At 56.5% G+C, this 283-nt stretch carries 1 pseudogene; it reads right to left on the reverse strand.

Going from position 1 to position 283, the window contains the following annotated elements:
• Positions 1 to 108: pseudogene (locus RT21_RS23495) on the reverse strand (integrase); the annotation flags it as partial.
• Between the last annotated feature and the right edge of the window lie 175 nt (positions 109 to 283).

Raw genomic sequence — 283 nt, forward strand, 5'->3', positions numbered from 1 at the left:
AAGCCTTACTCGGATGGCCCAGATATCTCTCAGCCGGAGCGGGGTTTTCTGTCCGACCAACTTTCCTTTGTTCCAGGGCCGGCGGGTGCAGGTAGCAGTGATGTTCATGGCAAGTCCTCCACATGTGGGAGGCCAAGCATGGCTAGCCAGAAAAATGGTCGCTAACCGGCCAATAGCGGACGATTGGCTGGCAGGTATGCATCGCTATGTCCCCAGGCCTTGGGGAAATAGCTTGGGGTTTGAGAAAGCCTGCTTAAGGTGGTCGTACACCAATCGCACCCGC

This window comes from Pseudomonas sp. 10B238, from assembly GCF_000970615.1.
GTDB lineage: Bacteria > Pseudomonadota > Gammaproteobacteria > Pseudomonadales > Pseudomonadaceae > Stutzerimonas.